The sequence below is a fragment of the Streptomyces sp. NPDC087420 genome (assembly GCF_044744165.1).
In the GTDB taxonomy this organism is placed as follows: domain Bacteria; phylum Actinomycetota; class Actinomycetes; order Streptomycetales; family Streptomycetaceae; genus Streptomyces.
In genome coordinates, this window is record NZ_JBIUXU010000010.1 from 293,143 (window position 1) to 316,965 (window position 23,823).

Below are 23,823 nucleotides of genomic sequence, written 5' to 3' on the forward strand. Positions count from 1 at the left end.
TCATAGGCACAAAGGGGCTGGTGGGGCCGGTGCCCCCGCCCCAGGGTGAGGACATGGTCAGCCTCGCCCAGCCGCTCGTACGCCCCCCGGCCCCCGCCGAGCCGCACGTCCCCCGCCCGTCGGCGCTGCGGCACCTCGGGCCCGCCTGGTACGCGACCGTCATGGGAACGGCCGTCGTGGCGAGCGCCGGGGCCGCCCTCCCCCTGCGGACACCGGGCCTGCGGACCGCCGCCACCGCGCTGTGGGCGCTGTCGGCGGTGCTGCTCGCCGCCGTGCTGGCCGCCCGCGCCACGCGCTGGGCGCGCCATCGCGACGCGGCGCGCGCCGATCTGCTGGACCCGGCGGTCGCGCCCTTCTACGGATGCCTGCCGATGGCGCTGCTGGCGGTGGGCGGCGCGACCCTCGCCGTCGGGGGTGACGTGCTCGGGCAGCGGGCCGCTCTGCTCGTGGACGGGGTGCTGTTCGGCGCGGGGACGGTGCTCGGGCTCGTGGTCGCCGTGACGATCCCGTACCTGATGGTCGTACGGCACCGGCTGACCCTCGCGGACGTGTCGCCGGTCTGGCTGCTGCCGGTGGTCCCGCCCCTGGTCGCGGCGGGGGCCGGGGCCGGGCTGGTGCCGCGTCTGCCGGCCGGGCAGGGCCGGGAGGCGCTGCTGCTGGGCTGTTACGCGATGTTCGGGCTGAGCCTCCTCGCCACGCTCACGCTGCTGCCGCTGATCGCCGGGCGGCTGACGCTGCACGGCCCGCTGCCGCTCGCGCTGACGCCCGCGATGTTCCTGGTGCTGGGGCCGCTCGGCCAGTCGACCACGGCGGTGGGCCGGCTCGCGGACGCGGCGCCGACGGCGGTCGGCGGCTCCCTCCCGCCCGCGCTCGGCGCGTTCGCCGTGGTGTACGGCGTGCCCGTGATGGGGTTCGCGCTGCTGTGGCTGGCGCTGTCCGCCGCGCTGGTGGTGCGGGCGCTGCGGCGCGGGATGCCGTTCTCGATGGGCTGGTGGGCGTTCACCTTCCCGGTCGGCACCTGTGTGACCGGCGCGGAGACACTGGCGCACCGGACCGGCCTGGTGGCGTTCCAGTGGCTGGCGGCGGGGCTGTTCGCCCTGCTGGTGTCGGCCTGGGTCACGGCCTGCGCGGGCACGGTACGGGGGCTGCTCGACGGAGCGCTGCCCGCAGGGCCGCCGGCGCCTCGGCCAGGGACGGCCCGTACCAGGTGAGGAAACGTCCGTCGACCAGCGCGGCGGGCAGCCCGGGGAAGGCCTCGGGGCCGTCGTCGGCGGTGAAGCGGTACGGCTCGTCGGGCAGGACCACCAGGTCGGCGCCGGACGCGCGCAGCTCGTCGAGCGGGACGCGCGGGTAGCGCTCGGGGTGGTCGGCGTAGACGTTCCGTACACCGAGGCGGGCCAGCAGATCTGCCGCGAAGGTGTCGCGCCCGAGCACCATCCACGGACGGCGCCAGATCGGGATGACGGCGGTGCGCGGCCGGTACGGGTCCGGGGGCGGCGCGGCCCACGCGGCCCGCGCGTCGTCCAGCCAGCGGGGCGGGGCGGCGAGGCCGCACCCGGTCAGCAGGACCCGTTCCAGCTCGGTGAAGGCCTGGTCCAGGGTCCTGACCTCGGTGACCATGACGTCGAGCCCGGCGGCGCGCAGGGCGGCCAGGTCGGGAGCGCGGTTCTCCTCCTCGTTGGCGATGACCAGGTCGGGGCGGAGCGCCACGACAGCCGCGACGTCGGGGTTCTTCGTGCCGCCGATCCGTACGACATCGAGGCCGGCCGGGCGCTCGCACCAGTCCGTGGCGCCCACCAGCAGACCGGGGGCGCTGACCGCGACCGCCTCGGTGAGGGAGGGGACGAGCGAGACGATCCGGCGTACGGACCGGGGGGACGTCACAGGTGGCACTGGTCGTGTCAGCGCGGCGGGTCGACGGTCGCGTCGATGTGTTCCGCGACGGCGACCACGAGGATGCGGGTGCCCGGCTCCGTGGCGCGCCAGCGGTGCCGTACCCCACCGGACAGATAAAGCGTGTCGCCGCGCTCCAGGCGGTACGCGCGCCCCTCGGCCTCGACCTCCGCCGCGCCGTCGGCGATGTACATCACCTCGTCGTTGCGGTGCTGGTACTCCCGCCCGGTGTCCTGCTCGCCCGTGTACTCCTTGGCGTGCAGCTGATGCCCGCCGCGCGCCACCCGGCGGACCCCGGGGCCGCCGTCCCCGGCCCGGACGACGTCGACCGTCCGCGCGGAGTCGGCCGCCGCGTGCAGCTTGGGGATCGTCGTCTCCAGGGCGTCGGCCACCCGCTCCAGGGAGCGGGTGCTCGGCCTGGCGCGTTCGTTCTCGATCTGGCTCAGGAAGGGCACGGACAACCCGCTGCGGGCCGCGACCGCCGCCAGCGTCAGGCCCAGCGACCTGCGCCTCCTGCGGACGGCGGCGCCCACCCTGAGCGCTTCCTTGTCGTCCATAGCTGGGCTCCCTCCCGACCGGACCGTCATCCTCTCAGAGTTGACGCCGGTACAAGGGCTGTCCCCGGAGGTTCCCCCTCTCGCTCCATCATGCGCGCGTCAGACGGAAGGCGGTACCGGTACGACGCGGCGCCAGGTGAGGCACGGGCGTGGCACCGGTAAGGCGCGCGTGGCACCGGTAAGGTGCGGGCGTGGCACCGGTACGTGCCTCAGCCCCTCTGCCCCCCTCTGCCGTGCCGGATCAGCACTGTCAGTGCCGTGCGGCATCATCGGGGACGTGACGCGACGCCTGATGCTCCTCGACACCGCCTCCCTCTACTACCGCGCCTATTTCGGGGTCCCCGACTCCGTGCGGGCCCCGGACGGCACCCCGGTCAACGCGGTGAAGGGACTGCTGGACTTCATCGCCCGCCTGGTCCAGGACCACCATCCCGACGACCTGGTGGCGTGCATGGACGCGGACTGGCGGCCGCGGTGGCGGGTCGACCTGATCCCCTCGTACAAGGCGCACCGCGTGGCCGAGTTGCACGCGGAGGGGCCCGACGAGGAGGAGACCCCCGACACCCTGGCGCCGCAGGTGCCGGTGATCGAGGAGGTGCTCGACGCGCTGGGCATCGCGCGGGTCGGCGTGGCGGGGTACGAGGCGGACGACGTGATCGGCACCCTGGCGACCCGGGCGGCCGGCCCCGTGGACATCGTCACGGGCGACCGCGACCTCTACCAGCTGATCGACGACGCCCGGGGCGTCCGCGTGCTGTACCCCCTCAAGGGCGTCGGTTCGCTGCATCTCACGGACGAGGCGGCGCTGCGCGAGAAGTACGGGGTGGACGGGGCGGGCTATGTGAACCTCGCCCTCCTGCGCGGCGACCCGAGCGACGGGCTGCCGGGCGTGCCGGGCATCGGCGAGAAGACGGCGGCCAAGCTGATCGACGCGTACGGAGACCTGGCGGGCATCATGGCGGCGGTCGCCGACCCCCGGTCGAAGCTGACTCCGTCGCAGCGCAAGCGGCTCGACGAGGCCCGGGAGTACGTGGCGGTGGCCCCGGTCGTGGTGCGGGTCGCGCGGGACGTCCCCCTGCCGGACTTCGACCCCGTACTGCCCTCCGAGCCACTGCATCCGGAGACCCTGGACGAGCTGGCCGAGCGGTGGGGGCTGGGCGGCGCCCTGCGGCGGCTTCTCCTGGCGCTCCAGCGCTGAGGTGTTAGCTTAGGTAAGCCTAAGCAACGCAACAGTTGGGGAGACCGCCGTGGCAGCACAGCCCGCCCGCAGGACACCGAAGGCACGTGAGGCACAGGTGGTGCGCACCGAGTGGATCACTCCACACATGGTGCGCCTCGTCCTGGGCGGTGACGGGCTGGACGGCCTGGACATCGGCGAGTTCACCGACCACTACGTCAAGGTGCTGTTCGCCCCTGCGGGGGTGACGTACCCGGAACCGTTCGACGTGGAGCGCATCCGGGAGGAGTTCCCGCGCGAGCAGTGGCCGACGACCCGTACGTACACCGTCCGCGCCTGGGACCCGTCGGCCCGTGAGCTGAGCGTCGACTTCGTGGTGCACGGCGACGAGGGGCTGGCCGGCCCGTGGGCGGCGCGGGCCCGGGTCGGCGAGACGATGCGCTTCCTCGGTCCCGGTGGCGGGTACGCGCCGGACCCGGCGGCGGACTGGCACCTGCTGGCCGGTGACGAGAGCGCCCTGCCGGCGATCGCCGCGGCGCTGGAGCGGGCCCCGGCGGGCGCGACCGTGCACGCCTTCGTGGAGATCTCGGGCCCCGGGGAGGAGCAGAAGATCGCGACGCCGGACGGGTCCGGCATCCACTGGCTGCACCGCGGGGACCGGCCGGTGGGCGAGGCGCTGGTCGCCGCCGTACGGGCGCTGGACTTCCCCGCCGGGGACGTGCAGGCCTTCGTCCACGGCGAGGCCGGCTTCGTGAAGGAGCTGCGCCGCCATCTGCGGCTGGAGCGGGAGATCCCGCGCGAGCGGCTCTCCATCTCGGGGTACTGGCGGCTCGGCCAGAGCGACGAGGCGTGGCGCGCGGCCAAGCGGGAGTGGAACGAGCAGGTGGAGCGGGAGCAGGAAAGCGCGTCCTGAGCGGCTGTGGCGTCGTTAGCCGCCACCTGGGCACCCCGGGTCACAAGCCGCCATCCCGGCCCAACGAGCCGCCATCCCGGCACCCCGGCATCCAGCCACCCCGGCACAGCAAGCCGCCTCCGCGTCACGCGGGAAAAGAAATTCGACGAAAGTGGCCCCCGGACCAATCCGCCGGGGCCACCGCTCCGAACCCTCGTCGAACCCCCGCCCGGACGCATCGTGGAGGACGCCGCGTGAAGGAAGCAGTACACATCGGCGGACCCGCTTCGGCGGGGCCCGACCTTCAGGAGTTGCTGGGGCAGGTCGCCCGGGGCGACCAGGAGGCCTTCTCCCGCGTGTACGACCAGGTCTGCGGGCCCGTCCTCGGCCTCGTCCGCTCCGTCCTGCGCGATCCGGCCCAGTCCGAGGAGGTCGCCCAGGAGGTGCTCCTGGAGGTCTGGCGTACCGCCCCGCGCTTCCGCCCCGCCCGGGGCTCCGCCATGACCTGGGTCCTGACCCTCGCCCACCGCAGGGCGGTGGACCGGGTGCGCTCCGCCCAGGCGTCCAGCGACCGCGAGCACCGGGCCGCGCTGCTGGACAGGACCCCGGCGTACGACGAGGTGGTCGAGCAGGTCGAGGCCGGTCTCGAACGCGAACAGGTGCGCCGCTGCCTGCGTACCCTCACCGAACTCCAGCGCCAGTCCGTGACGCTGGCGTACTACCAGGGGCTCGCCTACCGCGAGGTGGCCGAACTGCTGTCCGTACCGCTGGGCACGGTCAAGACCCGGCTGCGCGACGGACTGATCCGCCTGCGCGACTGCTTGGGGGTGAGCGCATGACCACCGCGGATCTGCACACGCTGACCGGCGCCTACGCGCTGCACGCGCTGGCGGGCGACGAGGAGGCCGCGTTCGAACGGCATCTGGAGGTCTGCCCGGCGTGTGCCCAGGAGGTACGTGAACTGGCCGCCACGGCGGCCCGGTTGGGCCGGGCCGTGACGGTGGTCCCGCCCCCGGCGCTCAAGGAGCAGGTGCTGCGCCGGATCGCCACCGAACGCCAGGACCCGCCCAAGGTCGCCCCCCACACCCGGGGCGGCGGAGGCGGCGGCGCGGCCCGCGGGCGCGCGCTGTCCCGCTTCGTCCTGGCCGCGTGCCTGGCCGCCGCCGTCGGGTTCGGCGGGATCGCGGTGTGGCAGCACCAGGAGGCACGGGACGCCCGGCAGCGGGCCGAGGCGACCGACAACCGGGCCCAGCAGCGGTCGGAGTCGCTGGCCGCCGTCCTCGCCGCGCCGGACGCCAAGGTCAGCACGGGAAGGCTGGCGGACGGCGCGACCGGCACCGTCGTGGTCTCCCGCGACCGGGACCGGGCCGTGTTCGTGGCGTCCGGTCTGCCGAGGACGCCCGCCGGGAAGGTCTACCAGCTCTGGTACGACGACGGCGGAAAGATGCGCGCCGCGGGCCTGTTGCACCCGTCGGCGGGCTCCGATGCGGTACTGATGGCCGGGTCCGTCGGCTCGGCCTCCGGGATGGGGATCACGGTGGAACCGGCCGGCGGATCGGTGGCACCCACCACCGACCCCCTGGCCGTGATGGCCTTCCCGAGCGCGTAAGGACGCACGTCCATGAGTGTTGCGGTGGTGCTCTTCACCTCCGACCTGCGGGTGCACGACCAGCCGGTGCTCCGCGCCGCCCTGCGCGGCACGGACCAGGTGGTGCCCCTGTTCGTACGGGACGAGGGGGTGCGGGCGGCGGGCTTCGACGCGCCGAACCGGCTGGCCTTCCTCGCCGACTGCCTGGGCTCGCTGGACGCGGGTCTGCGTCAACGCGGCGGCCGGCTGGTCGTCCGTACGGGGGACGTGGTCGAGCAGGTCTCCCGGGTGGTCCGGGAGTCCGGCGCCCGGCGGGTCCATGTCGCGGCGGGGGTGAGCCGGTACGCGACGGCCCGCGAGGAGCGGCTGCGTACGGCGCTGCGGGGCGTCGGCTGCGCGCTGGACGTGCACGACGCCGTGGTCACCGCCCTGCCGCCCGGTCAGATCACCCCGGCGGGCGGTGACGCCTTCGCCGTCTTCACCCCGTACTTCCGCCGCTGGTCGGAGACGCGGCTGCGCGAGGTGCTCGCCGCACCCCGGACCGTACGGGTCCCGGACATCGCGAGCGATCCGCTGCCGCGGCGCGCGGACGTCGGCCGGGTGTCCCCCGGTCTCCCCGAGGGCGGCGAGAGCGTGGCGCGCAAGCGGCTCAGCGCGTGGCTGGCGAGCGGCATCGAGGCGTACGAGGACCGCCACGACGACCTGCCGGGCGACGCCACGTCCCGGCTCTCGCCGTACCTGCACTTCGGCTGTCTCTCCCCGGTGGAGGCCGTCCACCGGGCACGGGAGAGGCCGGGCGCGGGCGCCGAGGCGTTCGTACGGCAGCTGGCCTGGCGGGACTTCCACCACCAGGTGCTCGCGGCCCGCCCCGAGGTGTCCTGGTCGGACTACCGCCCGCGCGGGGACAGCTGGCGTTCGGACCGGCAGGAGATCGCCGCCTGGCGGGAGGGCCGTACGGGATACCCGGTCGTGGACGCGGCGATGCGCCAACTGGCCCACGAGGGCTGGATGCACAACCGGGGGCGGCTGCTGGTGGCGAGCTTCCTGACCAAGACCCTGTACGTGGACTGGCGTGTCGGCGCCCGCCACTTCCTGGACCTGCTGGTGGACGGGGACCTGGCCAACAACCAGCTGAACTGGCAGTGGGCGGCGGGCACGGGAACGGACACCAGGCCGGGCCGGGTCCTCAACCCCCTGACCCAGGCGGCCCGGTTCGACCCGAAGGGCGACTATGTCCGCCGCTGGGTCCCGGAGTTGGCGGACCTGGCGGGCGGCGCGGTACACCGCCCCTGGCTCCTGCCACCCGAGGACCGCGCCCAACTCGCCTACCCGGAACCGATCGTGGACCTCGCGGAGGGCCGCGACCGCTTCGCCCGCGCACGGGGGTAGCGGGCGGAACCCCGGGGGCGCCCGGCCGGCCTCCCAGCCGGCCGGGCGCCCCCGTGTGGTGCCACCCTCAACCCCGCCCCGCGCCCCCACGCGGTGGGCGGGGGAAGAAGCCGCTTGTTCTGGCGCGGTATTCGGGGTATCCCGGGCGGTCCGCCATGTGGCGTTCCAGGAGGCGTTTTCCGCTGCCGTTGATCAGCAGGTAGCTCATCACCAGCGGGCCGGCCACTGTCGCCGCGGCCACCGCCGGGTTGTCGCAGACGAAGAGGAACAGGCCCCACCAGACGCAGAAGTCCCCGAAGTAGTTGGGGTGGCGGGTCCAGCTCCACAGGCCGCGGTCCATGAGGCGGCCCCGGTGGGCGGGGTCGGACTTGAAGCGGGCCAGCTGGTGGTCCCCCACCGCCTCGAAGAACAGCCCGGTCAGCCAGAGGACGGCTCCCGCGTACGCGACCGGGCCGACCGGGCCCCGGACGTACTGCGCCGCCTGCACCGGCAGCGAGACCAGCACCACGAGGGCGCCCTGGAGGAGGTAGACCATGCGCAGGGCGTAGAGGTTCCGGTGGCCGGGGGCCTTGGCCAGCATCTTCTCGTACCGCTCGTCCTCCCCATGGCCCCTCCCGCGCGCCGCGATGTGGGCCGCCAGCCGCAGCCCCCAGACCGCGGTCAGTACGGTCACGGCCAGCCGCCGCGCGCTGTCCCCCTCCCCCGCCGACGCGGCGTACGAGACGACCGCGACGGCGGCGAAGGCGAGGCCCCAGGCGACGTCGACGATCCGGTGCAGGCCCTTGACCACGGCGATCGCGAAGGTCAGCAGCATGACGGCGAGGGCGGCGGCCGCCGCGTACCCGATGCCCCGGCCGAACTCCGCCCACGGGTAGCCGCCGTTCATACGGTGTCCCCCTCCCCGGGCCTCGTCAGCACCATCTGCTGCACATCCAGGTAGCCGGAGCGGAAGCCCGCCTCGGAGTAGGCCAGGTAGAAGGTCCACATCCGCCGGAACGTCTCGTCGAAGCCGAGCGCCTCGACCTGCGCGGCCTGTTCCGTGAAGCGTTCGCGCCAGAGCCGGAGCGTCTGCTCGTAGTGCGGTCCGAAACCGTCCCGGTCGGTGACCCGCAGGGCGGTGTGTTCGGCGGTGATCTGCTCGATCGCCTCGACCGACGGCAGGAAACCGCCGGGGAAGACGTACTTCTGGATCCAGGTGAAGGTGTCCCGGGTCGCGAGCATGCGGTCGTGCGGCATGGTGATCGCCTGGAGGGCGATCCGCCCGCCCGGCGCCAGCAGCCGGTCCAGCGTCCGGAAGTACTCGGGCCAGAACTCCGCGCCGACGGCCTCGACCATCTCCACGCTGACCACGGCGTCGAACGTGCCCATCACCCGCCGGTAGTCCCGCAGGAGGACGGTGACGTTCTCCTCGTACCCCGCCGCCCTGATCCGGGCCCGGGCCAGGTCCCGCTGTTCCGCCGAGAGGGTCACGGTGATCACACGGGCGCCGCGCTCGGCCGCCCGGATCGCCAACTCGCCCCAGCCGGTGCCGATCTCCAGCAGCTGCGTGCCCAGTCCGACGCCGGCCCGGTCGAGCAGCCGGTCGATCTTGCGGCGCTGCGCGGCGGCCAGCAGGGACCGGTCGGCGGGGAAGCTGCGGAAGAGGGCGGAGGAGTACGAGAGGGTCTCGTCCAGGAACAGCGCGAAGAGGTCGTTCGACAGGTCGTAGTGACGGCTGATGTTGTCGCGCGAGCCCTCGGGGGTGTTGCGCTGGGCGTCCGGCTGCTTCGACGCCCATACGGAGCGCAGCCGTTGGAGCGGGGCGGGGATCAGGTGCGCGGCTCGCTCGGCCAGTACGGTGAGCGCCCCGACCAGGTCCGGTGCCTCCCACTCCCCCGCCATGTACGACTCGCCGAAGCCGATCAGCCCGTCGGCGCCGATCCTGCGGAAGAACGCCGCCGGGTCCCGTACCTCCAGCAGCGGGCCGCCCAGCCCGAGCGTCTCCGTGGCGCCGACCCGTACGCGCAGGGGCAGTTGGCCGAGGGCGCGGCGGACGATCCGTTCCGCGACCGCGGTGCGGACGCGCGAGGTACGGGGCGTACGGGCCACGTCGGGCCAGCGGCGCTCGTCGACGGCGTGTGGCGCCCGATCCGGCAAGACGGTGGCCGGGGCCGACGGTGAGGACGAAGACGCCGCTGACGAAGATGACGAGGTCATTGAGGACAGACTCACTTCACGCCCTCCTGGGCACGGTGATGGGGACGGGGACGCACGGGCAGCCCGCGCAGATACAGCCGGATGCCGTGCAGACGGATCGCGGCGGAGACGACGGCGGTGGACCACGGGTGGCGCACCGCGAGACGCAGCAGGGTCAGGACCGTCGCGGGGCGGCGCTCGCCGTGCACGGTCGCGGTGAACGGCCTTCCCCCGGACCGGTTCAGATGGACCGTCAGGCTCAGCCGGCCGTCCGGCTCCGGCAGCCGCATCGAGTAGCCGCCGTCGACGGGGAAGAACGGCGAGACGTACAGCTCCTTGGCGGCCTCGGCGCGCCCGTCGGCGTCGGGACGCAGCAGGTAGCAGTGGCGTTCGCCGTACGTGTTGTGCACCTCGGCCACGACACACCGCAGTTCGCCGCCGGGGCCGTGGCACCAGTAGAGGCTCAGCGGGTTGAAGACGTACCCGAGGACCCGGGCGTGGGCGAGCATCGTCACGCGCCCGCCGGCCAGTTCGACCCCCTGGGCGGCGAGGAACGCCTCCAGGCCCGCGCGGATCGTCGGCCGGCCGCCGCCGAAGTGGTCGCGGCTGTCGAAGCGGGCGAGCGGGCGCAACACCCGTGGCAGGCGCGGCGGGTGGTCCGGGTCGATCAGCCACATGTACGTCCGGTGGCGCAGCGCGTAGCGGCGGGGCGCGGTCCGTACGTGGCTGATCCGGCAGGTGTAGAGCGCGGGCGGGGCTACGGGCGCGGCGCCCGGCCCCGGGGCGGCGCTCACCACGTCACCCCGAGCGCGGCGGCGGCCAGGACCCCGGAGCGGCAGCCGTCCTCGTGGAATCCCCACCCGTGGTACGCCCCGGCGAACGCGGTGACCGGGCCGCTCAGCGCGGGCAGCCTCCCCTGCGCGGTCACCGACTCCGGTGTGTAGACGGGGTGTTCGTACACCATGCGGGCGATCACCCGCTCCTGGTCCACGTGGTCGGCGCCGTTCAGGGTGACGACGTACGTCTCGGGGGCGTCGAGGCGCTGGAGGCGGCTCATGTCGTAGCTGACCCGTACGGCTCCGGAGTCGGCGTCGCAGGACGGCATCAGGTAGTTCCAGGAGGCGCGGGCGCCCCGGGCGCGCGGCAGCACACCGGTGTCGGTGTGCAGTTGGGTGGGGTTGCGTGAGTACCGGAACGCGCCCAGGACCTGGCGCTCGTCGTCGGTGGCGTCGGCCAGCAGCCGCAGTGCCTCGTCGGGGTGGACGGCGACGACGACGGAGTCGTACCGCCGCACGTCCCCGTCCTCGGCGGTGATCTCGACCCCGTCGGCGAGGCGCCGCACGGCCCGTACCGGAGTGGTGGTGCGGGCGGCGGCGAGCTGCTTGGCCAGCCGGTCCACGTACACACGCGAACCGCCGGTCACGGTCCGCCACTTGGGCGAGCCGCCGACCGACAGCAGGCCGTGGTGCGCCAGGAAGCGGAACAGGTAGCGGGCGGGGTAGCGCATCGCCGTCGCCGCGTCGCAGGACCAGACGCAGGAGACGAGCGGGGTCATGAAGTGCGAGACGAAGTAGGGCGAGAAGCGCCCCTCGGCGAGGAACTCCCCCAGGGTCGGGGTGGCTTCGGTGCCGGCGGTCGACTCGATCAGCCGGCGGGCCCGGCGGTGGAAGACCGGCACCTCGGTGAGCAGGCGCAGGTAGCGGGGGCTGAGGGCGTTGCGCGGCTGGGCGAACACCCCGGCGGGGCCGAGGGCGCCGGCGTATTCGAGCCCGCACCCGTCGCACCGTACGGACATGCTCATCTCCGACTCCTGCGTGGCGACGCCCAGTTCGACGAAGAGCCGCAGGAGGTACGGGTAGGTCCGCTCGTTGTGCACGATGAAGCCGGAGTCGACGTGGTGCACGCGGCCGTCGGCGGACGGGACGTCGTGAGTGTGGGCGTGCCCGCCGAGCCGGTCGTCCGCCTCGTACACCACCACGTCGTGCGCGCGCCGCAGGACGTACGCGGCCGTCAGCCCCGCGATCCCGCCGCCGATCACCGCCGTACGCCGGCGCTGGTCACCGCTCATGCCACTCCTCGCCCCGGGGCCGTCCGGGGTGCTCGGCGCACACCCTCACTGGGCAACAGCCCCTCACTGAGCATTCGAGGCAGGGGGCGCCGGGGATTGGTGGGGGACGGGATCTTTCTTGGCGCCTCCCCGACTTTTAATTCTTTGGAGTGACGGACCAATCCGCCTTGCTTCCCGTGCCGAATAGCCGCCGTGAGCAAAGATCGGAAAGTCCTCTTCGGCCGGGGCGGTCGCCCCGGCCGGCCGGCGCGTCTGCTGCGGAACGCGGCGGCCGCGTCGAGCGGGCTGGTCGCGGGGCTCGCCGCGCTGTGTGTGGCGGAGCTGGTGTCGGTGGCGGTACGCCCCGAGGCGAGCCCGGTCACGGCGGTCGGCGGAGCCTTCATCGACCGCACCCCGCCGTGGCTCAAGGAGTTCGCGGTACGGAACTTCGGGACCGGCGACAAGCTCGTGCTCCAGCTCGGCATCCTCGCCGCGCTGGGGCTCTTCGCCCTGGCGGCCGGCGTGTTCGCGGCCCGCCGCCGGGTGGCCGGTTCCGCGGTGGTGCTGGTGTTCGGCGCGGTCGGGGCCTGGGCGGCGGTGGAGCGTCCTGACGGGCATCTGCCGGACGCCTGGCCGTCGGCGGTGGGCGCGGTGGTGGCGGCGGGGGTCCTGTACCTGCTGGCCGGCACGCTGACTCCGCGTCCGGCGCCGGGGGCGTCAGGGGCGCCGGCAGCACCGGGGGACGGCGAGCCGGCCGCCGGGTCCGGACCCGACGGCGGGCCCGGACCCGGCCCCGGACCGGCCGCCGGATCCACGGCCGCCGCGTCCGAGCCCCCGGCCGGAGCCACGGCCGTCCTGGCCGAGCCCTCCCCCGGAGCCACGGCCGGCCCGCCCGGGCCCATCCCCGGTGCCTTCGACCGGCGGGGCTTCGTGATCGCCGCGAGCGCCGCCGCCGCGGCCTCGGCCGTCGCGGGCGGGGTCGGCCGCCGCCTCAACACCTCGGAGCTGGCGAAGGCCGCCGCCACCCGCGAGGACATCGTGCTCCCGCCGCCCGCGTCACCGGCCCGTCCGGTGCCGGCCGGCGCGGATCTCCGTATCCCGGGCCTGAGTTCGTTCACCACGCCGAACAAGGACTTCTACCGGGTGGACACCGCCCTCGTCGTCCCGCGCGTCGACGCCTCGGCCTGGCGCCTGCGGATCCACGGCACCGGCGTGACCCGCCCGCTGACGGTCGGCTTCGACGACCTGCTCCGCAGGGAGCTGATCGAACGGGACATCACCCTGACCTGTGTGTCCAACGAGGTCGGCGGACCGTACGTCGGGAACGCCCGCTGGATCGGCGTCAGGCTCGCGGACCTGCTGCGCGAGGCCGGCGTCCGGCCGCCGTCCGACGGCGGGCCCGCCGACCAGCTCGTGGCCCGCTCGGTGGACGGCATGACCATCGGGTCACCGGTCGAGACCGTCATGGACGGCCGTGACGCGATGCTCGCGCTGGGCATGAACGGCGAGCCGCTCCCCTTCGCCCACGGCTTCCCCGTCCGGATGCTGGTGCCGGGACTGTACGGCTATGTCTCGGCCTGCAAATGGATCCAGGACCTCGAACTCACCACGTTCGACGCCTACGACGCGTACTGGGTGAAGCGGACCTGGTCCCGCGAGGCCCCCATCAAGACCCAGTCGCGGATCGACACCCCGAGGCCGTTCGCGAGCCCCAAGGCGGGCCGGGTGCCGGTCGCCGGGGTGGCGTGGGCGCAGCACCGGGGCATAGCCCGCGTCGAGGTCCGGGTGGACGGCGGCGCCTGGCAGACGGCCCGGCTGGCCGAGGAGAGCGGCCGGGACACCTGGCGGCAGTGGATGTGGGAGTGGCCGGCCACGGCGGGCAGCCACACGCTCGAAGTCCGCGCGACCGACCGGGACGGCTCCACGCAGACGGCGCAGCGCGCCGGGACCGTGCCGAACGGCGCGACCGGCAGGCACTCGGTGGTGGTCGCGGTGACCTGACGCGCCTCCACACAGACCGATTCACCGAACACCACTCGGCCCATCTCAGAAAAATCAACAAGGAGACATTCCATGACCGCCACCCGTATTCAGCGTGCCGCCCTCGCCGCCGTCGGCGTTTTTGTCCTGCCCCTGGCCCTGAGCGCCTGTTCCAGCGACGACAGCGGCGACAACGCCAAGACGAAGGACTCGGCCGCCGCCGCGCCCGAGGAGTCGCAGAGCGCGACGGACGACGCGGCGGGCGCGATGGACAAGCCGTTCGGTCCCGGCTGCGCGTCGGTCCCCGCGACCGGCGCGGGCAGCTTCGACGGTATGTCGACGGCGCCGGTCGCGACCGCCGCGTCCAACAACCCCGACCTGTCCACCCTGGTCACCGCGGTGAAGAAGGCCGGTCTGGTCGACACGCTCAACAACGCCCAGAACATCACGGTGTTCGCGCCGACCAACGAGGCCTTCGCCAAGATCCCCAAGGCCGACCTGGACAAGGTCCTGGCCGACAAGGCCACGCTGACCAAGATCCTCACGTACCACGTCGTGGGCGAGAAGCTGGCGCCCGCGCAGCTGGCGAGCGGTACGTACCCGACGCTGGAGAAGTCGACGCTGGCGACCGCGGGTTCGGGTGAGTCGTACAAGGTCAACGACACGGCGAGTGTGGTCTGCGGCAACGTGCCGACCTCGAACGCCACGGTCTACATCATCGACACGGTCCTGATGCCGAAGATGTGAGCGATACGGCCCCGTGGTGGGCGGTGACGCCGCACGGCGGGTGCGCGGCGGCCTCCGGTGAGGAGATGTGCCCCGGGCGGACACGGGCGCGTGACGCCGGTGAAACAGGCCCTCCCTAATTTCTGTCAATCGACAGGAATCAGCGACAGGGGCCGCCATGACCGCCACCGCATCCACGGACGTACAGGCCGACCCGGCCGGGACCGGCCGGCTCGACTCGGTCGAGCTGGCCGGTTTCGGCTACCGGCAGGAGCTGCACCGCAGCATGGGGCGGTACGCCTCGTTCGCCGCCGGATTCTCGTTCATCTCGGTCCTCACCACCGTGTTCCAGTTCTTCGCCTTCGGCTTCTCGTTCGGCGGGGCGGCCTTCTTCTGGACCTGGCCGGTGGTACTCACCGGCCAGCTGCTGGTGGCGGCCTGTTTCGGTGAACTCGCCGCGCGCTACCCGCTGTCGGGGGCCATCTACCAGTGGTCGACGCGGCTGAGCACGCCGGTGTTCGGCTGGTTCGCGGGCTGGATCATGGTGATCGGCCAGATGGTCGTGGTGGCGGCCGCGGCGCTCGCGCTCCAGGTGGTGCTGCCCGCGATCTGGTCGGGGTTCCAGCTGGTCGGCAGCGATCCGTCGCCGGCGTCGGCGAGCGGTGCGGCGAACGCGGCGCTGCTGGCCGTGGTGCTGCTCGTCCTGACGACGGCGGTGAACCTGCTGGACAACCGGGTGATGTCGGCCGTCAACCGCATCGGGGTGACCGCCGAGATCATCGGGGCCGTACTGATCGTGGTGCTCCTGTTCACCCACGCGGACCGGGGTCCCGGCGTCACCCTGCACACCGGCGGGCAGGGCGGTGCGATCGGCGCGCTGCTGGTGGGGTCGTTCACGGCGGCGTACGTCCTGATCGGCTTCGACAGCGCGGGCGAGCTGAGCGAGGAGACGCGCGCACCGCGCCGTACCGCCCCGCGCACGATCCTGCTGGCGCTGGCCTCGGCGGGCGTCCTCGGCGGACTGCTGCTGCTGGGCGGGCTGTTGGCCGCGCCCAGCCTGACCGACGGCCGGCTCGCCACGGAGGGCCTGTCGTACGTCCTGACGAGCACGCTCGGCGACGGGGTGGGCCGGGCGCTGCTCGCCGACGTGGTGGTCGCGATCGCGGTCGCGACGCTCGCGATCCAGACCTCGGGGTCGCGGATGCTGTTCTCCATGGCCCGCGACGGCGTCCTGCCCGCCTCGGGCCCGCTGTCGAAGGTCTCGCCCCGCACGGGCATGCCGACGGGCCCCGCCCTGGTGGTGGGCGCGGCGGCGGCGGCGCTGTGCCTGCTCAACCTGGCGTCCCCGGACGCCTTCCTGGCCATCGGCACCACGTGCATCGCGATGCTCTACCTCGCGTACGTCATGGTCACGGGCCCCATGCTGGTACGCCGCCTGCGCGGCACGTACACACCGTCCGCCCCCGGTCTCGACGAGACGGGCAAACCCCTGTTCTCCCTGGGCCGTTGGGGCCTCCCGGTGAACATACTCGCGGTGCTGTACGGCACGGCGATGACGGTGAACCTGGCCTGGCCCCGGGGCCCGGTCTACGACCCGGCGGGCGGCCACTGGTACTTCCAGTGGTTCACGCTCCTGTTCCTCGCCGTCACGGTCGGCGCGGGGGCGCTCTGGCTGGCGGTACGGGCACGGCGGGGGGCGAAGCTGCCAACGCCGACCCGATGACGCGCGGTCGGAGACCGCCCCCTCACGCCCCCTCCGCCGTCACCCCCACGATGCGCAGCGCCGCGTCCGCCGTCGCCGCGGCGAATGCTTCCACCGGGCGGTCGGGGTCCGAGCGGTGGACCAGGATCACGCCCTCGATCAGGCCGAACACCAGGTCCGTGCGGACCGCCAACTCGCCCTTGTCCAGGAGGGATCCGGGACGGGTCGCCGCGAGCAGCCGGCCGTACGCGTCCTTGAGGTCGGCCCGCACCCGGTGGAAGCCTGCGAAGCGCTCCGCCCTCACCTCCGGCAGCAGGTACAGGCCGCCCAGGTTGTGCGGGCCGCCGCACAGCAGCTCCACGTCCGAGCGGCACAGGTCCCACAGCCTGGTCTCCGGCGACCGCGACTCCTCGGCGAGCAGCCCCCGCGCGAGCGCCAGCGACGGCGTCACGGTCGATTCCAGCAGCTCGGCGAGGAGGTCCTCCTTGCCGTCGAAGTAGTGGTACATCGTGGCCTGCCGCAGGCCCGCCCGCTCGGCGACCGTCCGCGTCGTGGTCGCCGCGTACCCGAGCGTCGTGAACAGCTCGGCCGCCGCCCCGAGCAGCTCGTCCCGCACCGCCAGCCCGCTGTCCGGCCGCTGTGCGGCGCGCGGCCTTCCGACCCGTCGTCCCGTCGTGCCCATGGCACCGATCGTCGCACACAGGCGTTTCCGCCGATCTTGGCCGCTCACGGTGAGCGTCCCGTAACTCCCGCGCAACAGACGGGCAATCGCTCCGAATCTCCCCACCCCTCTAATTTCTGTCGGACGACAGAAATCGGAGGCCACGCCATGGCGAAAGCGACAGCGAAGGCGACAACGAAGGCGACATCGACGACGTACGGGGCCAGGGACCACGCCCGCGCCCAGGCCGGTACCAGGACCGACGCCATGCCGGTGGTGCCCGCCACCGACTGGCCCGCGCCGCCCTGCGAGGCGGGCCACCTGGTGTGGGCGGAGACCGTCGCCGGCGGCGGTTACACCCACCGCGCCGTGGCGCGCGGCACCGAGATCCGCCTCACGGACCTGCGCGGCGACGCCTGCGCGCACCTCCTGCTCCACGTGGACGGCCGCCCCTGGGAGCGGCTCAACACGGCGGACACCGTCAAGGTCCAGTGGAACGCCTACCTGGGCGCGGGCCGGCTGCTCCTCTCCGACCAGGGCCGCGTCCTCGCCTCGCTCGTCACCGACACGGCCGACGGCAGACACGACGCCCTCTGCGGCACCTCGACCCTGCGGCGGAACACCGAGCGGTACGGGGACGGCGCCCCGCACTCCGCCACCCCCGCCGGCCGCGAACTCCTCAAGCTGGCCGCCCTCAAGCACGGTCTCGAACCCCGCGATCTGCCGCCGTCGGTCTCCTTCTTCCAGGGCGTGGAGGTACGGGAGGACGGCACGCTCGCCTTCACCGGCTCGTACGGCCCCGGCGGATCGGTCACCCTGCGCGCCGAGCAGAACCTGACCGTACTGATCGCCAACGTGCCGCACCCGCTCGACCCGCGCCCCGCCTACACCAGCACCCCGCTGGAGGTGCTGGCCTGGGCCGCCGGCCCGACGCCGCCCGGCGACCCGCTCCGGGAGGCGACCCCCGAAGGTCGTCGCGCGTTCCTCAACACCGAAGAGGCGCTGGCCTCCAGGGGGATCCGATGAACTCGGTGGCCATACCCACCACCACGAAGGGCTCCGTCGTGGTCCCCGCCCGCGCCGCCTGGTCCGCCGTCCTCCGCCGGGGCGAACACCTCACCCTCACCGACCTGGGCGGCAACCAGGCCGTGGACTTCCTGGTGTACGACGCCCACGACACCGCCGTCCGCTACAGCGCCCCGGACACCATCCACGCCCAGGGCAACATCTTCCTGACCACGGGAAGTGTGCTGCTGTCCAACGAACACACCCCGCTGATGACGGTCACCGAGGACACCTGCGGCCGGCACGACACGCTCGGCGGCGCCTGTTCCAAGGAGTCCAACACCCTGCGCTACGGCCACCACACGTGGTCACAGCACGCCTGCGTGGACAACTTCCTTTCGGAGGGGGCCCGTTACGGCCTGGGCAAGCGCGACCTGGTCTCCAATGTCAACTGGTACATGAACGTGCCGGTGGAGAAGGACGGCACGCTCGGCATCGTGGACGGCCTGTCGGCGCCCGGCCTGCGCGTCACCCTCCGCGCCGAGACCGACGTCCTGGTCCTCGTCTCCAACTGCCCCCAGATCAACAACCCGTGCAACGGCTTCGACCCGACACCGGTGGAGATGACGATCACGGCGGGCACCTCATGACGACCGCCTCCGCCCCCGCCCCCTCCTTCGACACCCTCCTCGTCGCCAACCGGGGCGAGATCGCCGTACGGATCATCCGCACCGCCCGCCGCCTGGGCCTCCGTACCGTCGCGGTCTTCTCCGACCCCGACCGTCCCGCGCCGCACGTCCGGCTCGCCGACCACGCCGTACGGATCGGTCCCGCCGCGCCCAAGGAGTCCTATCTCGACGGGGAGTTGATCCTGCGGGCCGCGAAGGACACCGGAGCGGGTGCCATCCACCCCGGCTACGGGTTCCTCTCCGAGGACGCCGGATTCGCCCGGCGCTGCGAGGACGCCGGCATCGTCTTCGTCGGACCGACCCCGGAACAGCTGGAGCTGTTCGGGGCCAAGCACACCGCACGCGCCGCCGCCCGCGCGGCCGGTGTGCCGCTCGCTCCCGGTACGGACCTGCTGCCCGACCTCGGAACGGCACTGGCGGCAGCCGAGTCGATCGGCTACCCCGTGATGCTCAAGGCCACCGGCGGGGGCGGCGGGATCGGGATGCGCGCAATCCGCGACCCGGCCGGACTCGCCGACGCCTGGGAGGGGGTACGGCGGGTGGCGTCGGCGTCCTTCTCCTCCGCCGGACTCTTCCTGGAACGGCTGGTGGAGGACGCCCGCCACGTCGAGGTACAGGTCTTCGGCGACGGCCTGGGACAGGTCGTCAGCCTCGGCGACCGGGACTGCTCCCTCCAGCGCCGTAACCAGAAAGTCCTCGAAGAGGCCCCCGCGCCGGACCTTCCCACCCCCATTCGCGATCAACTCGCCACTTCCGCACGGGACTTGTGTGCGTCCGTCGGCTACCGCTCGGCGGGCACGGTCGAGTTCGTCTACGACGCCGCCCGCGCCGAGGCGTACTTCCTGGAGGTCAACACCCGCCTCCAGGTCGAACACCCCGTCACCGAGGCCGTCCACGGCATCGACCTCGTCGAGTGGATGCTGCGCCTCGCGCAGGGCGAGACGTCGGTCGTACGGGAACCGGACGCGCCGCGCGGTCACGCCGTCGAGGCCCGCGTCTACGCGGAGGACCCCTCCCGCGACCACCGCCCCGGCGCCGGACTGCTCACCCGGGTCTCCTTCCCGCCGGACGTCCGGGTCGACTCCTGGATCGAGACGGGGACGGAGGTGACCACGGCGTACGACCCGCTCCTCGCCAAGATCGTCGCGCACGGCGCCGACCGCGCCGAGGCCCTGGCCGCGCTGGACACCGCCCTGGCCGCGACCCGGATCGACGGCATCGAGACCAACCTCGGGCTGGTACGGGCGGCCCTGGCCGACCCGTCCGTGCGCGCCGCCACCCACTCCACCGCGACCCTCGCCACGATCACCGACCCGACCCCTCGCATCGAGGTGATCTCCGGCGGGACCCTGACCACCGTGCAGGACTGGCCTGGCCGCACCGGCTACTGGCAGGTCGGCGTGCCGCCTTCGGGGCCGATGGACAGCCTGTCGTTCCGGCTGGGCAACCGTGCCCTCGGCAACGAGGAGGGCGCCCCGGGCCTGGAGTGCACCCTCCAGGGCCCGACCCTGCGTTTCACCCACGCCACCACCGTCTGTGTCACGGGCGCGCCCGCCCCCGTCACCGCCGACGGCGTACCCGCCCCGCAGTGGGAGCCGTTCACGGTTCCCGCCGGCGGCTCACTCGCCGTCGGCGCCCCCACCGAACGGGGTTTGCGGACGTACGTCCTCGTCGCGGGCGGCGGCCTGGACGTCCCGGCCTTCCTGGGCAGCGCGGCCACCTTCACCCTCGGCGGTCTCGGCGGCCACGGCGGGCGGGCCCTGCGCACGGGCGACGTCCTGCACCCCACCGCGCACCCGGCGCAGACCACACCCGGCGCCCCCGTCCCCCGTACCGAACGGCCCGAGATCCCCACCGTCTGGCGGATCGGAGTGGTCGAAGGCCCGCACGCGGCCCCGGAGTTCTTCACCGAGGACGACATGCGGACGTTCTACGACGCCGAGTGGAAGGTCCATTTCAACTCCGCCCGCACGGGAGTCCGGTTGGTCGGCCCCAAGCCCCGCTGGGCGCGAACGGACGGCGGGGAGGCGGGACTTCACCCCTCCAACATCCACGACACCCCCTACTCCGTCGGAGCGGTCGACTACACCGGGGACATGCCGGTGCTCCTCGGCCCCGACGGGCCCTCCCTCGGCGGCTTCGTCTGCCCGGCGACCGTCGTGGTGGGCCAGCGCTGGAAGCTCGGCCAGCTGCGCCCCGGCGACACGGTCCGCTTCGTCCCCGTGACGGCCCGCGCGGCGGCGGCCCTGCGCCGCGCGCCCGCGACCGCTCCGGCCGCCGGCCGCCCCGCCGTGGTCGACGGCGGCGTCCTCGGGCGCGGGGAGCCCCGCGCCCGCCGGGATCCGCTGTCGGGCGTCCTAAACGCCCCTTCGGTCACGTACCGCCGCAGCGGGGACGACAACGTCCTCGTCGAGTACGGCGAGATGCAGCTCGACCTCGCCCTGCGGATGCGCGTGCACGCGCTGGCGGAGGCGGTACGGGCCGAGGCGCTGCCCGGGATCACGGACCTCACGCCCGGCATCCGCTCGCTCCAGATCCAACTCGACCCGGACGTCCTGTCCCAGGAGACCCTCCTCCCCGTCCTCACCCGGATCGAGGACGGACTCCCGCCCACGGACGCCCTGGTGGTCCCGTCGCGCACGGTCCACCTCCCGCTGTCCTGGGACGACCCGGCGACCCGCGAGGCCATCGAGCGCTACATGACGGGGGTACGGGACGACGCGCCCTGGTGCCCGTGGAACATCGAGTTCATCCGCCGGATCAACGGCCTCGACTCGCCCGACGACGTGTACCGCACGGTGTTCGGCGCCGAGTACCTCGTCCTGGGCCTGGGGGACGTCTACCTGGGCGCCCCGGTCGCCACCCCCCTGGACCCGCGCCACCGCCTGGTCACCACCAAGTACAACCCGGCGCGCACCTGGACGGCCGAGAACTCGGTGGGCATCGGCGGCGCGTACCTCTGCGTGTACGGCATGGAGGGACCGGGCGGCTACCAGTTCGTGGGCCGTACGACGCAGGTGTGGTCGGGCCGTCAGCAGCGCGGCGCGTTCGAGGAGGGCAAGCCGTGGCTGCTGCGCTTCTTCGACCGGATCACGTGGTACCCGGTCGAGGCGGACGAACTGCTGGCGCTGCGCGCGGACATGGCGGTGGGCCGGTTTGTCCCCCACGTCGAGGAGGGCACGTTCGCCCTCGCCGACCACGAACGCTTCCTGGCGGAGAACGCCGAGTCGATCGCGGCCTTCCGGGCCCGTCAGGCGACCGCGTTCCGCGCGGAACGTGACGCCTGGGAGGCCTCGGGGGAGTTCACCCGCGCGGAGTCGGTGGCCGCGCCGCCACTCCCCCGTACCGACTTCGAGGTCCCCCCGGGATCCCACCTCCTGGAGGCCGAATTCGCCGCGTCGGTCTGGCAGTTGAACGTCTCACCGGGCGACCGGGTGAGTGCGGGCCAGCCGCTGCTGGCGCTGGAGGCGATGAAGATGGAGTCACGGGTCAACGCGCCGGTGGACGGGGTGGTCACCCACATCCTGACCGCCCCCGGAGCCCAGGTGGAGGCGGGCACGCCGCTGCTGGTGCTGTCGCCGCCCGTCCCCGACGCAAGGAACTCGTGATGACCTTCTCCTCGACTCCCTCAGACCTCTCAGACCTCTCAGCCCCCTCCGCACTCGACCGCGTCCGCGCCGCCTACGCCCGGATCGCCCACGTCGACCGCCCCGAGATCTGGATCTCGCTACGGCCGCAGGCCGACGTGGAGGCCGAGGCCCGCGCCCTCGACGCGCGACGCGGCACCGGTGTCCCCCTTCCCCTGGCTGGCCAACTCCTCGCCGTCAAGGGCAACATCGACGTCGCCGGCCTCCCCACCACCGCCGGCTGCCCCTCCTACGCCTACCTCCCGGAGCGCGACGCCCCGGTCGTGGCCCGCCTCAGGGACGCGGGCGCCCTCGTCCTCGGCACCACCAACCTGGACCAGTTCGCCACCGGCCTGGTCGGCACCCGCTCGCCGTACGGCGCGGTACGCAACGCCCGCGACCCCCTGCGCGTCTCGGGCGGGTCCAGCTCGGGATCCGCCGTCGCCGTCGCCCTCGGCCTCGTGGATCTCGCGCTCGGCACCGACACGGCGGGATCCGGCCGGGTCCCCGCCGCCTTCAACGGCATCGTCGGTCTCAAGCCCACCCGGGGCCTGGTCTCCGCCGAGGGGGTGGTCCCGGCCTGCGCGAGCCTCGACTGCGTCGGCGTGTTCGCCCGTACGCTCCCCGAGGCGCGACTCGCCCTCGCCCTGATGTCCGAGCCGGACGGCGCCCGCGCCACCCCGCCCCGTACACCGGGACCCTGGCGGGTCGCCGTGCCGCCGCTCGCGCAGCTCGGCGAGCTGGACGACGGCTGGGCGCGGGCGTACGAAGCCGCCGCGGCCCGGCTCGCCGCCGCCGGGGCCCGGTTGACGACCGTTGATCTGACGGCCTTCACCGAGGCCGCCGCGATGCTCTACGAAGGGGCGTTTGTCGCCGAGCGGTACACCGCCGTCGGCGCCTTTGTCGACAAGGGCTCCCCCGACCTCGACCCGACCGTCGCCGCGATCGTCCGCCGGGCCCGTGACATCCCCGCGCACCAGCTGTACGCGGACCAGGCCGCCCTCGCCGCGCTGCGGGCCACCGCGCTGACCGCCCTCGGCGACGCGGACGCCCTCCTGCTGCCCACCGCCCCCGGCCACCCCACACTCGCCGAGGTGGCGGCCGACCCGCTGGGCGCCAACGCCCGCCTCGGCCGGTTCACCAACTCCACCAACCTCTTCGACCTGGCGGCCGTGGCGGTCCCGGCCGACGAGGTGGACGGACGCCCGTTCGGCGTGATGCTCGTGGGCCCGGCGGGCACGGACGAGAACCTGGCCACCGTCGCGGCCCTGCTCACCCCGCCCGCCCAGGTCGCGGTGGTGGGCGCCCACCTGACGGGCCAGCCGCTGAACCCCCCACTCCTGTCATTGGGCGCCCGCTTGATCCGTACCACCACCACGGCCCCGGCCTACCGCCTGCACGCCCTGCGCACCGACCCACCCAAACCGGGCCTGGTCCACACCGGGACGCGCGAAGGCCAGGAGATCGAGGTCGAGATCTGGCAGCTGCCGCCCGAAGGCCTCGGCGCCCTGACGGCCGCACTCCCCCGGCCGATGACCCTGGGCCGCGTCGAACTGTCCGACACCACGACCGTCCCCGGCTTCCTGTGCGAACCCTCCGCACTCGAAGGCACAGAGGGCACAGAAGACACAGAAGACACAGAAGACGCCGGGAAAGCCGAAGACATCACCCGGTACGGCGGCTGGCGCGCCTACCTCAACCGCTGATACGCACAAG

Annotated in this window: 20 protein-coding genes; 13 read left to right on the forward strand and 7 right to left on the reverse strand. The window is 73.5% G+C overall.

Translation table 11 applies throughout. The annotated features are described in order from the left end of the window. Window positions 1–53: 53 nt before the first annotated feature. A complete protein-coding gene (locus ACIO1C_RS22655) occupies window positions 54–1,211 on the forward strand; it encodes a TDT family transporter (protein ID WP_401866239.1) in 1,158 nt (385 codons plus the stop codon). On the opposite strand, the gene ACIO1C_RS22660 is transcribed toward ACIO1C_RS22655, so the two are convergent. Both ACIO1C_RS22660 and ACIO1C_RS22665 read right to left on the reverse strand, forming a co-directional pair. Beyond that, window positions 1,117–1,884, reverse strand: coding sequence for a helical backbone metal receptor (locus tag ACIO1C_RS22660; RefSeq protein WP_401866241.1), 768 nt, complete (start codon window positions 1,882–1,884; stop codon window positions 1,117–1,119). The genes ACIO1C_RS22655 and ACIO1C_RS22660 overlap by 95 nt on opposite strands. 17 nt (window positions 1,885–1,901) lie before the next feature. After that, window positions 1,902–2,450, reverse strand: coding sequence for a helix-turn-helix domain-containing protein (locus ACIO1C_RS22665; RefSeq protein WP_161312802.1), 549 nt, complete (start codon window positions 2,448–2,450; stop codon window positions 1,902–1,904). A 292-nt stretch (window positions 2,451–2,742) separates the two neighbouring features. Here ACIO1C_RS22665 and ACIO1C_RS22670 point away from each other — a divergent pair, with 292 nt between their 5' ends. The 5 genes from ACIO1C_RS22670 to ACIO1C_RS22690 all read left to right on the forward strand — a co-directional run bounded on the left by ACIO1C_RS22670 (window position 2,743) and on the right by ACIO1C_RS22690 (window position 7,496). Next, window positions 2,743–3,648 carry a 5'-3' exonuclease H3TH domain-containing protein gene (locus ACIO1C_RS22670; RefSeq protein WP_401866374.1) on the forward strand — a complete coding sequence of 302 codons (906 nt, stop codon included), beginning with the start codon at window positions 2,743–2,745 and terminating at the stop codon, window positions 3,646–3,648. Window positions 3,649–3,697: 49 nt separating this feature from the next. Beyond that, window positions 3,698–4,540, forward strand: a complete 843-nt coding sequence (locus ACIO1C_RS22675; protein ID WP_401866243.1) for a siderophore-interacting protein — start codon at window positions 3,698–3,700, stop codon at window positions 4,538–4,540. Window positions 4,541–4,773: 233 nt separating this feature from the next. After that, complete coding sequence (locus ACIO1C_RS22680; RefSeq protein WP_327237426.1) at window positions 4,774–5,358, forward strand: sigma-70 family RNA polymerase sigma factor; 585 nt, start codon at window positions 4,774–4,776, stop codon at window positions 5,356–5,358. Beyond that, complete coding sequence (locus ACIO1C_RS22685) at window positions 5,355–6,128, forward strand: anti-sigma factor domain-containing protein (RefSeq protein WP_401866244.1); 774 nt, start codon at window positions 5,355–5,357, stop codon at window positions 6,126–6,128. Before ACIO1C_RS22680 ends, ACIO1C_RS22685 begins: the two co-directional genes overlap by 4 nt. A 12-nt stretch (window positions 6,129–6,140) precedes the next feature. Next, window positions 6,141–7,496: a cryptochrome/photolyase family protein gene (locus ACIO1C_RS22690; protein ID WP_401866246.1), complete on the forward strand. Its 1,356-nt coding sequence runs from the start codon at window positions 6,141–6,143 to the stop codon at window positions 7,494–7,496. 67 nt (window positions 7,497–7,563) lie between these two features. Here the strand turns inward: ACIO1C_RS22690 and ACIO1C_RS22695 are convergent, their stop codons facing one another. The 4 genes from ACIO1C_RS22695 to ACIO1C_RS22710 are packed head-to-tail and all read right to left on the reverse strand — an operon-like array spanning window position 7,564 to window position 11,739. Continuing rightward, on the reverse strand, window positions 7,564–8,382 hold the full coding sequence (locus ACIO1C_RS22695; RefSeq protein WP_401866248.1) for a DUF1295 domain-containing protein: 819 nt from the start codon (window positions 8,380–8,382) through the stop codon (window positions 7,564–7,566). Next, entirely contained in the window at window positions 8,379–9,692 is a 1,314-nt protein-coding gene (locus ACIO1C_RS22700) for a class I SAM-dependent methyltransferase (RefSeq protein ID WP_401866250.1), read from the reverse strand. The genes ACIO1C_RS22695 and ACIO1C_RS22700 overlap by 4 nt, the downstream gene beginning before the upstream one ends. Window positions 9,693–9,703: 11 nt before the next feature. Then, window positions 9,704–10,465, reverse strand: a complete 762-nt coding sequence (locus ACIO1C_RS22705; protein WP_401866252.1) for a DUF1365 domain-containing protein — start codon at window positions 10,463–10,465, stop codon at window positions 9,704–9,706. Next, window positions 10,462–11,739, reverse strand: coding sequence for an NAD(P)/FAD-dependent oxidoreductase (locus ACIO1C_RS22710; protein WP_401866254.1), 1,278 nt, complete (start codon window positions 11,737–11,739; stop codon window positions 10,462–10,464). The genes ACIO1C_RS22705 and ACIO1C_RS22710 overlap by 4 nt, the downstream gene beginning before the upstream one ends. Window positions 11,740–11,994: 255 nt before the next feature. Between ACIO1C_RS22710 and ACIO1C_RS22715 the strand changes: the two genes are divergently transcribed. From ACIO1C_RS22715 to ACIO1C_RS22725, 3 genes are all read left to right on the forward strand, one after another. Continuing rightward, window positions 11,995–13,719, forward strand: a complete 1,725-nt coding sequence (locus tag ACIO1C_RS22715; RefSeq protein WP_401866376.1) for a molybdopterin-dependent oxidoreductase — start codon at window positions 11,995–11,997, stop codon at window positions 13,717–13,719. Window positions 13,720–13,791: 72 nt separating this feature from the next. After that, on the forward strand, window positions 13,792–14,445 hold the full coding sequence (locus ACIO1C_RS22720) for a fasciclin domain-containing protein (protein ID WP_401866256.1): 654 nt from the start codon (window positions 13,792–13,794) through the stop codon (window positions 14,443–14,445). A gap of 157 nt (window positions 14,446–14,602) precedes the next feature. Continuing rightward, window positions 14,603–16,147, forward strand: coding sequence for an amino acid permease (locus ACIO1C_RS22725; RefSeq protein WP_401866257.1), 1,545 nt, complete (start codon window positions 14,603–14,605; stop codon window positions 16,145–16,147). Window positions 16,148–16,169: 22 nt separating this feature from the next. Here the strand turns inward: ACIO1C_RS22725 and ACIO1C_RS22730 are convergent, their stop codons facing one another. Then, window positions 16,170–16,808: a TetR/AcrR family transcriptional regulator gene (locus ACIO1C_RS22730; RefSeq protein ID WP_401866259.1), complete on the reverse strand. Its 639-nt coding sequence runs from the start codon at window positions 16,806–16,808 to the stop codon at window positions 16,170–16,172. 147 nt (window positions 16,809–16,955) lie between these two features. Here ACIO1C_RS22730 and ACIO1C_RS22735 point away from each other — a divergent pair, with 147 nt between their 5' ends. From ACIO1C_RS22735 to atzF, 4 genes are read left to right on the forward strand one after another with little or no spacing between them, the layout of a single operon-like run. Beyond that, window positions 16,956–17,813 carry an urea amidolyase associated protein UAAP1 gene (locus ACIO1C_RS22735; RefSeq protein ID WP_401866261.1) on the forward strand — a complete coding sequence of 286 codons (858 nt, stop codon included), beginning with the start codon at window positions 16,956–16,958 and terminating at the stop codon, window positions 17,811–17,813. Window positions 17,814–17,818: 5 nt separating this feature from the next. Then, on the forward strand, window positions 17,819–18,442 hold the full coding sequence (locus tag ACIO1C_RS22740) for an urea amidolyase associated protein UAAP2 (RefSeq protein WP_401866263.1): 624 nt from the start codon (window positions 17,819–17,821) through the stop codon (window positions 18,440–18,442). Further along, complete coding sequence (uca, locus tag ACIO1C_RS22745) at window positions 18,439–22,089, forward strand: urea carboxylase (RefSeq protein WP_401866265.1); 3,651 nt, start codon at window positions 18,439–18,441, stop codon at window positions 22,087–22,089. Before ACIO1C_RS22740 ends, uca begins: the two co-directional genes overlap by 4 nt. Further along, complete coding sequence (gene atzF / locus ACIO1C_RS22750) at window positions 22,089–23,813, forward strand: allophanate hydrolase (RefSeq protein ID WP_401866267.1); 1,725 nt, start codon at window positions 22,089–22,091, stop codon at window positions 23,811–23,813. Before uca ends, atzF begins: the two co-directional genes overlap by 1 nt. The last annotated feature ends 10 nt before the right edge of the window (window positions 23,814–23,823 follow it).

What these genes read in the sequence shown, in the direction of transcription:
- atzF (WP_401866267.1), top strand. Translation starts at nt 22,089, where the DNA reads ATGACCTTCTCCTCGACTCCCTCAGACCTCTCAGACCTCTCAGCCCCC.
- ACIO1C_RS22725 (WP_401866257.1), top strand. Translation starts at nt 14,603, where the DNA reads ATGACCGCCACCGCATCCACGGACGTACAGGCCGACCCGGCCGGGACC.
- ACIO1C_RS22695 (WP_401866248.1), bottom strand. Translation starts at nt 8,382, where the DNA reads ATGAACGGCGGCTACCCGTGGGCGGAGTTCGGCCGGGGCATCGGGTAC.
- ACIO1C_RS22670 (WP_401866374.1), top strand. Translation starts at nt 2,743, where the DNA reads ATGCTCCTCGACACCGCCTCCCTCTACTACCGCGCCTATTTCGGGGTC.
- ACIO1C_RS22665 (WP_161312802.1), bottom strand. Translation starts at nt 2,450, where the DNA reads ATGGACGACAAGGAAGCGCTCAGGGTGGGCGCCGCCGTCCGCAGGAGG.
- ACIO1C_RS22710 (WP_401866254.1), bottom strand. Translation starts at nt 11,739, where the DNA reads ATGAGCGGTGACCAGCGCCGGCGTACGGCGGTGATCGGCGGCGGGATC.
- ACIO1C_RS22685 (WP_401866244.1), top strand. Translation starts at nt 5,355, where the DNA reads ATGACCACCGCGGATCTGCACACGCTGACCGGCGCCTACGCGCTGCAC.
- uca (WP_401866265.1), top strand. Translation starts at nt 18,439, where the DNA reads ATGACGACCGCCTCCGCCCCCGCCCCCTCCTTCGACACCCTCCTCGTC.
- ACIO1C_RS22690 (WP_401866246.1), top strand. Translation starts at nt 6,141, where the DNA reads ATGAGTGTTGCGGTGGTGCTCTTCACCTCCGACCTGCGGGTGCACGAC.
- ACIO1C_RS22655 (WP_401866239.1), top strand. Translation starts at nt 54, where the DNA reads ATGGTCAGCCTCGCCCAGCCGCTCGTACGCCCCCCGGCCCCCGCCGAG.
- ACIO1C_RS22735 (WP_401866261.1), top strand. Translation starts at nt 16,956, where the DNA reads ATGGCGAAAGCGACAGCGAAGGCGACAACGAAGGCGACATCGACGACG.
- ACIO1C_RS22700 (WP_401866250.1), bottom strand. Translation starts at nt 9,692, where the DNA reads ATGACCTCGTCATCTTCGTCAGCGGCGTCTTCGTCCTCACCGTCGGCC.
- ACIO1C_RS22730 (WP_401866259.1), bottom strand. Translation starts at nt 16,808, where the DNA reads ATGGGCACGACGGGACGACGGGTCGGAAGGCCGCGCGCCGCACAGCGG.
- ACIO1C_RS22720 (WP_401866256.1), top strand. Translation starts at nt 13,792, where the DNA reads ATGACCGCCACCCGTATTCAGCGTGCCGCCCTCGCCGCCGTCGGCGTT.